Raw genomic sequence first — 7445 nt, 5'->3', positions numbered from 1 at the left:
AGGCGAGGCCGGGGTCCGTGGCCGGGGGCGCATCGGTGGTGAGGGAGTCGATGAGGGTGTCGCGCATTCTCGCGGAGATCTCCGGGTCGCGGTCCTCGGCGGGAATGCCGATCAGCGACAGGGTGACGCCGGTGACGGCGGCCAGGCAGAGGTGGGCGGCGAGGGGGGACGGGACGCGCAGGCGGCCGGCGGCGGCGGCGCGGTCGAGGAACGTCAGCAGGAGGTCGTGGGCCTCGTCGGCGGCGGGCGGCCGGCGGCCGGGGCGGTCGGTGCCGAACATCAGCAGGTAGAAGGCGGGGTGACGCAGGCCGAAGTCGACGTGGAGGTCCCAGCCGCGGCGCATGTCGTCGACCGGGTCGTCGGTGTGCGCCAGCGTGTGCTTCTCGGCCAGGTAGAGGTCGAAGGCGTGGATGGCCAGGGCCGCGAGGAGGCCGTCCTTGTCGCCGAAGAGCTGGTAGAGGGAGGCGGCGCGGATGCCGGCCGCCGCGGCGACCGAGCGGGTGGAGACCGCCTGGGCGCCGTCGCGTTCCAGGATGCCGGCCGCCACCTCGAGGATCTGCCGCCGGGTCTGAGCCTTCGCGTCGTCCACCGTTGCAATGCTACGGCATTCGGCGTATCACTGAGACGAACACCGCTACGCGCATTCGCGTGGCAGTGATACACCGAAGGGGAAGCCAGTGAATCGTGTCGGATACGGCGCCATGCAGCTCGCCGGGCCGGGCGTGTGGGGACCGCCGGACGACCCCGAGTCGGCGCGGCGGGTGCTGCGCCTGGCGGTCGAGCGGGGAGTCACGTTCTTCGACACCGCGAACGCGTACGGGCCGCGTACGGTGAACCGGCTGATCGGGGAGGCGCTGCGGCCGTTCCCGGAGGGGGTGATCGTCGGCAACAAGGTCGGCGCCGGGCGCGGCCCGGACAGGTCGTGGATCATCATCAACCACCCGGACACGGTCCGCCGGCAGGTCCACGAGGCGCTGGCCGACCTGGGTACGGAGGCGAGCGAGCTGACATACCTGCGGCTCGGCGGCGACGGTCCGGCACCGCCGAGCGACGTGCCACTGGAGGACTCGCTCGGCGTGCTCGTCGAGCTGCGTGACCAGGGGCTCATCCGCCGCATCGGGCTGTCCGGTGCGTCGCCGCAGCTGCTGGCCCGTGCGCAGAAGATGACGCCGATCGCGGCCGTGCAGAACCGTTTCAACCTGCTCGACCGCAGCGGCGTCCAGGTCCTCGCCGACTGCGAGGCGCAGGGCATCCTGTTCGTCCCTTACTTCCCGCTGGCCTCCGGGCAGCTCACCAGCTATGGCGAGCTGACGAGCCCCGCGGAGCGCCTCGGTGCGACGCCGGCCCAGGTCGCGCTGGCCTGGCTGCTGCGCCGTTCCCCCGCCATGGTCGTCATCCCCGGCACGACGAACCCCGATCACCTGCGCGCCAACATCGCCGCAGCCGAGGTCGCCGAGAACCTGACCGACGCCGAGGTAGCCCGCCTGACCGGTCTTGTCGATGAGTCGACGGCCGTCATCGACCAGCCGCACCAGTCCACGCTCGACGCACTCGGGTCCCTGGCGGAGAGCCACCAGTGAGCAACCGCTCGACGGGGCTGACTACCCGGCAGCACGCCTGGCCGGATCGGATGCGAGCGGGTGGTTGGGCTGGCGATTGGCGGCTCGGGCGATAATCACGTGTCCGGACAGGTTGGTGACGGAAGGTGGGATCATCTCGATGGGGGTGCTTGACCAGCAGGTTCGTGCCTTGTTCGACGGCCGGAACTTTCCGGTTGTGGCCACGGTCGACCCCGACGGAACTCCACGGTCTTCCGTAGTTCAGCCGTGACCCCCGGGTCAGCGTCTCCATCTTCGACGCGGCGAACCCGTACTTCTTGGCGGAGATCTGGGGCACCGCGAAGGTGATCCGGGAGGGCGTTGTCGAACTCGCCGCCGAGCTCGGCCGCAAGTATCTCGGCAAGCCCAATCAGCCGGCGGACGGCCTGCCCCGGGTGGTGGTGCGGATCGTCCCGGAGTCCGTGGTGGTTTTCCGGAACTGACCGGATCGACCGGCCGCACCCCAGCCCGGGTGCCTACCGACTCTCGGTCGGTAGGGCCCGCAAAGCGCGGAGAAGCCCGTCGTACGTGGCCGGCGTGATTGGTGTGATCAGCGGGATTACGATGCGCAGGTCGAACCGTGCCGAGAGTATGTTTCCCGTTCGCCCTCGGCGGCGCCGACGGACAAGGCGGTGAGGTGCTCGGAGACGCCGGCCTGTTCGCAGTTCCAGCGCACCCAGTCGGGGAGCAGCGTCTTCGCCACGACCGTGATCGAGTCGTCGATCCAGTCGCTCATCAGCTCCCGGAAGTACCGGACCCGGTGCGGTGACGCCGCGTGCTGGGCTCCCGGCAGGCATCCCTCGAGCCACTCGTGGGCGAGCACCTCGACCGCCTCGGCATCATCCGGCGGCTGGCCGTGATGAGCTGTGTACCAGGCGGTGAACGCCTCGGCGGACGGCGTCTCGTCGATCTTCCCGAAGAGCGATTCGGCCACTGGTAGCGGCAGCCCGCGCTGGTCCAGTGCCTCCGCCAGGTCGTAGAAGCGGCGCATCGCCCGGAACCAGTTGTCCAGCGCGGAGTCCGACTCGTCCCCGACGACGAACAGTTCGTCCCGCTCGGCGTGGAGCAGGCCCAGAAGCTCCTGCGCCGTCTCGACCCGCTGCGGCTCGGTGCCGTCGGCGGACTCACCGGCGAAAGCCCGCCAGGCGGCGGCGGCCTGGGCGACGTCGTCGTAGCAGCCGGAATTGACGACCATGATGGCGCCGCAGGCATCGACGTCGAAAAGGAACAGTGACGGGTCCGTTCCGCCCGGGTAGGCGAAGCCCGCGATTACCGCCAGCCGGCTGCCGTAGGCGTCCCGCAGCTGCCACACCTCGCCCGTCGCGGCGACCTCCGCCAGGTCCGCCAGCCAGGTCGGCTGGGTTGGAATGCCGCCCAGGTCCTGGACCAGGCTCCGAGCCGTGGTAATCGCGTTCACCGCGAGCGAGGGTGTCGCGACCGGGGCGAGACCGTGCAGCAGCCGCCACGGCGCCTCCCACCCGGCACCGCCCCGTTAGCTCGCCGCGGGCGCGGTCCGCCGCCGCGTCGGTGAGCTCGGCCAGCCACCAGGCGAACCCCGTCCGCCGGAGCTTTCGCGCACGGCACGGCGCAGCTGCCGGCCGAGCAGACGCACCGTCGCCTCCTCCAACTCGCGCGGCCCGGCGGCGGCCAGCAGCACGTCGGCCTCCTGGAGGACCGCCTCGGTGGCCGGAGCGAACCAGTCCGGCTGCTCACCGACTCTCGCCAGCATCTTTTCGATGGCAGCCCTCCCCACCGTCGGGCCGAGCCGCGGCCCGACGGCCGCACGCGGCGGCCCCGAAGCCGGCCGGCCAGCGGACCGCTTCCTGGACTTCTTCGGCTTACGTCCACGCGACACCGGCGACATACGGCTGATCGTAGGAGGTGACCCGGGTGACCGCGACGCGGGGAGTGTTGGGTTGCGGCGGATGAGGTCTACGGCAACGACCCGAAACTCCGGGCTGGCCTGGCGCGGCGCGTTACCGGCCACGCCTTGGCCGTCGCCGGTCACCATCGAGTGCTCACCGGCATCGGGGTGTCCCGCCGGACGACGACGCCACGGCTGGCGTCGCCTCGTCAGGCAGGCGAGCCGAGCGCGGAAAACGGGTCGACAGAGCCGAGTTCTGCCCGTTAGCCTGCGGTGCCGTGACGAGCAGCGAGGTGTGGGACGAGGAAACGGCCGAGCGTTACGACACCACTTTCGCCGAGAAGTTCGCGCCGGAGGTGCTCGACCCGGCTGCCGATTTCCTGGCACGTCTGGCCGGATCGGGCGCAGCGTTGGAGTTTGCCATCGGCACCGGTCGCGTGGCCATTCCGCTGGTCGCCCGCGGCGTTCCTGTGATCGGAATCGAGTTGTCGGCCTCGATGGTCGCCCAACTGCGGCGCAAGGCTGATGAGAAGACCCTGCCTGTGATCGCTGGTGACATGACCACGACGACTGTTCCCGGGGAGTTCTCCCTCGTCTTTCTGGTGTGGAACAGCATCTCCAACCTTCGCACCCAGGTTGAGCAGGTCGACTGCTTTCGCAACGCGGCTCGGCATCTCGGCCCTGGCGGGCGTTTTGTCATTGAACTCTGGACGCCTCCGGTACGCCGCCTACCTCCCGGCCAGTCGGCGGTTCCGATGAGTATTGGTGACGGACACCTCGTGCTCGATACCTACGATCTCGCCACGCAGCAGTGCACCTCCCATCACTACTGGCACGAGGCTGACGGGACGGTGCGTTATGGCTCCGGAAATTTTCGATACATCTGGCCAGCCGAGTGTGACCTCATGGCGCAGCTCGCCGGGCTGGAGTTGGAGAACCGGTATGCCGACTGGGACGGCAGTCCATTCGTCTCCGACAGCGAGAGTCACATCTCCGTCTGGCGTAAGCCGCTGGCCGGGCATCAGTGACCAGATCCGGCGACGTGGCTGCGGTGCAGCGTCGGCCGCGAGACTGTCACCACCCTGGCCGACCTGCCGTACGAGTATGGGCTCGTCTTCCCCCGGTATCAGATTCTGATACCGGGGTTTCGCCCCGCTACAGGGTGTTCGCCAGGCGGTCGGCGAGGATGCGCGTGAACCGGGAGGGGTCGGCGAGTTCTCCGCCCTCGGCGAGCAGCGCCATTCCGTAGAGTAGCTCCGCGGTCTCGCCGAGAACGTCGGAGGCCGCGTCCGCGTCCTGCTGCTCGTGGGCCTTGCGCAATCCCGACACCAGGGGATGGGTGGGGTTGAGCTCCAGGATGCGCTTGGGATGCGGCACGTTCTGGCCCATGGCGCGGTACATCTTCTCCAGGGTCGGGGTGATGTCGTGGGTGTCGCCCACGAGGCAGGCCGGTGACGTCGTGAGGCGGGACGACAGGCGCACCTCCTTCACCTCCTCCTGCAGGGTCCGCGCCAACCAGGTCAGCAGCCCGGAGAAGTCCTTCTTCTGCTGTTCCCGCTCGGGCTCGGTGCTGTCCTTCTCGTCCGCCGTGCCGAGATCAACCTGGCCCTTGGCGATGGAGCGCAGCGGCTTGCCGTCGAACCGCGCCACCCGCTCGACCCACACCTCGTCGACCGGGTCCGTCAGGATCAGTACCTCGTAGCCTCGGGCCTGGAAGGCCTCCATGTGGGGCGACTTCTCGACCATCAACCGCGACTCGCCGGTCATGTAGTAGATGTCGTCCTGGCCGTCCTTCATCCGGTCGACGTATTCCCGCAGGGTGGTCGTCTGCTCCGGGTCACGCGTCGAGGCGACGGAGACGATGTCCAGGATCGCCTCCTGGTTGTCGACGTCGTCGAGCAGGCCCTCCTTCACGACGGGGCCGAACTCCTTCCAGAAGGTCCGGTAGCGCTCGGCATCGTCGGTCTGCAGGTGCCTGACCGTCGAGAGCACCTTCTTGACCAGCCGGCGGCGGACCAGCTGAATCTGGCGGTCCTGCTGGAGGATCTCGCGCGAGATGTTCAGCGACAGGTCGTGCGCGTCGACGACGCCCTTGACGAACCGCAGGTAGTTCGGCATGAGAGCCTGGCAGTCGTCCATGATGAACACGCGCTTGACGTAGAGCTGGATTCCGCGCTTGCCGTCCTGGGCGAACAGGTCGAGCGGTGCGTGGGACGGGATGAACAGCAGCGCCTCGTACTCGAAGAGGCCCTCGCCCTTCATGTGGATGGTTTCGAGCGGGTCGGTCCAGTCGTGGCTGAGGTGGCGGTACAGCTCGTGGTACTCGGCCTGGTCGACCTCGTCGCGCGGGCGCGCCCACAGCGCCTTCATCGAGTTGAGCGTCTGGACCTCGGTCGTGGCCGCGCCGGCCTCGTTGGTGCCGGCCTCGTCCGTGGCGGCGGCCTCTGTGGCGGCGTCCGCGGCGTCCGCGGCGGCCTGGGCCGTGCGCTCGGTGGCCATCCGGATGGGCCACGCGATGAAGTCGGAGTACTTCTTGACGATCTCGCGGATCTTCCATTCGGCGGTGTAGTCGAACAGATGGTCCTCGGTGTCCTCCGGCTTGAGGTGCAGGGTGACCGCGGTGCCCTGCGGCGCGTCGTCGATCTCCTCGATGACGTAGGTGCCCTCGCCGCTGGACTCCCATCGCGTGCCGCCGCTCGCGCCGGCCCGGCGGGTCAGCAGCGTGACCCTGTCCGCCACCATGAACGTGGAGTAGAAGCCGACCCCGAACTGCCCGATGAGCTCGGGCGACGCGGCGGCGTCCTTCGCCTCCTTCGCCTTGCGCAGTACCTCGGCCGTTCCCGACTTCGCGATGGTGCCGATGAGCTGGACGACGTCGTCCCGGGACATGCCGATGCCGTTGTCGCGGACCGTGAGAGTGCGCGCCCCCCGGTCGACCTCGAGGTCGATGTGCAGGTCGGACGTGTCCACCTGCAGCTCTTTGTCGACCAGCGACTCGAGCCGGAGCTTGTCGAGGGCGTCGGACGCGTTGGAGATCAGCTCGCGCAGGAAGATGTCCTTGTCGGAGTAGATCGAATGAACCATCAACTGCAGCAGTTGACGGGCTTCGGCCTGAAATTCAAGCGTCTCGATCCGGGTACTCACGGGACCTCCATGCGGAAACGGCCAGGTAGGGCAGGATCAACGCGGGGTCTCGCGCGGCCAGGCGGGCACTCCTGCGGCGCGCCAACCTGGAGGCGGCACAGCGATGCCGGCGTCCCCCATTCGCGGAACCGAATATTAGCGCAGCCGGACCCGGTCCGGATCCGCCGTCCGCATCTGGCGGAGATGAGGCCGACGGCCGGTCAGTTCCGGGCCGGTCAGTTCCGGGCCGGTCAGTTCCACAGGGTCGCGCGCCGGATGCCGCTTGGCAGGACGGCGGACCCGACGACCTGACCGCGGTTGACGATGTAGGCGGTCTCGCTGACGAGGAATTCGTCGGCCGCGTCGGCCGCTTGCAGATCGCTCCACCAGCGGTCGACGCCGGTCGGTGTGACGTCGCCGAGGCCTCGCTCGGCGCTGGAGCGGACGGCGGTCGCGACCTCACGAAGGCGAAGGTCCGCGGCCGCGGCCAGCGACGACACGACCGTCGTGTGGGCCTGGACCGCATCGTGGCGCAGCGGCCCGCGTCGGACGAGGCCGGACAGGCGCCGGCCCAGCTCACGGTCCGCGGTGGCTACCACGCTCGTCTCGAAATCGGTGTGTGCCGCACGGCCATCCCGGTCGGCCGCAGGATCCGCGCCATCTCGACGATCGCCGCGGCCGGGTCGACCAGGCATTCCAGCGTGTTCATCGAGACGACGACGTCAACCTGGCGATCCGCAGTCGGTAACGGCCCGGCGATGTCGGCGCGGATCGCGGTGAGATTCGGCACGGTCGCCATCGCCCTGTCAGTTGCTGGGCACCGGTGCGGTCGTGGGGACGGGCGCAGGGGGGGACGGTGG

Annotated in this window: 9 protein-coding genes; 3 read left to right on the top strand and 6 right to left on the bottom strand. The window is 69.2% G+C overall.

The genetic code is table 11. The features are described 5' to 3' along the window. The coding region (locus tag NBZ83_RS27990; RefSeq protein WP_261576121.1) for a TetR/AcrR family transcriptional regulator at positions 1-589 on the bottom strand (589 nt) is incomplete at its 3' end. A gap of 88 nt (positions 590-677) precedes the next feature. Here NBZ83_RS27990 and NBZ83_RS27985 point away from each other — a divergent pair. After that, positions 678-1580 (top strand): aldo/keto reductase, encoded by a 903-nt coding sequence (locus tag NBZ83_RS27985; RefSeq protein ID WP_261570858.1) that lies wholly within the window; start codon positions 678-680, stop codon positions 1578-1580. Positions 1581-1876: 296 nt separating this feature from the next. Continuing rightward, a complete protein-coding gene (locus NBZ83_RS27980; protein WP_261576120.1) occupies positions 1877-2041 on the top strand; it encodes a hypothetical protein in 165 nt (54 codons plus the stop codon). 116 nt (positions 2042-2157) lie between these two features. Here NBZ83_RS27980 and NBZ83_RS27975 read toward each other — a convergent pair whose 3' ends face one another. Together NBZ83_RS27975 and NBZ83_RS27970 are read right to left on the bottom strand one after the other, a co-directional pair. After that, positions 2158-3015 (bottom strand): hypothetical protein, encoded by an 858-nt coding sequence (locus NBZ83_RS27975; protein WP_261576119.1) that lies wholly within the window; start codon positions 3013-3015, stop codon positions 2158-2160. 75 nt (positions 3016-3090) lie between these two features. Beyond that, on the bottom strand, positions 3091-3327 hold the full coding sequence (locus NBZ83_RS27970; RefSeq protein ID WP_261576118.1) for a hypothetical protein: 237 nt from the start codon (positions 3325-3327) through the stop codon (positions 3091-3093). 428 nt (positions 3328-3755) lie between these two features. On the opposite strand from NBZ83_RS27970, the gene NBZ83_RS27965 reads away from it, so the two are divergent. After that, the gene (locus NBZ83_RS27965; RefSeq protein ID WP_261570862.1) at positions 3756-4490 is read left to right on the top strand and encodes a class I SAM-dependent DNA methyltransferase; all 735 of its coding nucleotides are present in this window, start codon (positions 3756-3758) and stop codon (positions 4488-4490) included. A gap of 127 nt (positions 4491-4617) precedes the next feature. Here the strand turns inward: NBZ83_RS27965 and htpG are convergent, their stop codons facing one another. From htpG to NBZ83_RS27950, 3 genes are all read right to left on the bottom strand, one after another. Continuing rightward, positions 4618-6606, bottom strand: a complete 1989-nt coding sequence (htpG, locus tag NBZ83_RS27960) for a molecular chaperone HtpG (protein ID WP_261576117.1) — start codon at positions 6604-6606, stop codon at positions 4618-4620. Between the two features lie 230 nt (positions 6607-6836). Further along, positions 6837-7184, bottom strand: coding sequence for a methyltransferase domain-containing protein (locus NBZ83_RS27955; RefSeq protein ID WP_261570864.1), 348 nt, complete (start codon positions 7182-7184; stop codon positions 6837-6839). Beyond that, the gene (locus NBZ83_RS27950; protein WP_261570865.1) at positions 7178-7384 is read right to left on the bottom strand and encodes a methyltransferase domain-containing protein; all 207 of its coding nucleotides are present in this window, start codon (positions 7382-7384) and stop codon (positions 7178-7180) included. The genes NBZ83_RS27955 and NBZ83_RS27950 overlap by 7 nt, the downstream gene beginning before the upstream one ends. Positions 7385-7445 lie beyond the last annotated feature (61 nt).

This window comes from Frankia gtarii (genome assembly GCF_025403375.1).
GTDB classification, from domain to species: domain Bacteria; phylum Actinomycetota; class Actinomycetes; order Frankiales; family Frankiaceae; genus Frankia; species Frankia gtarii.
Note: the sequence above shows the minus strand (reverse complement) of the source record. Positions and strands in the feature narration are given on the sequence as shown.

Excerpts from the sequence above, each read along its gene's own strand:
- NBZ83_RS27970 (WP_261576118.1), bottom strand. The coding sequence starts at position 3,327 with ATGCTGGCGAGAGTCGGTGAGCAGCCGGACTGGTTCGCTCCGGCCACC.
- NBZ83_RS27950 (WP_261570865.1), bottom strand. The coding sequence starts at position 7,384 with ATGGCGACCGTGCCGAATCTCACCGCGATCCGCGCCGACATCGCCGGG.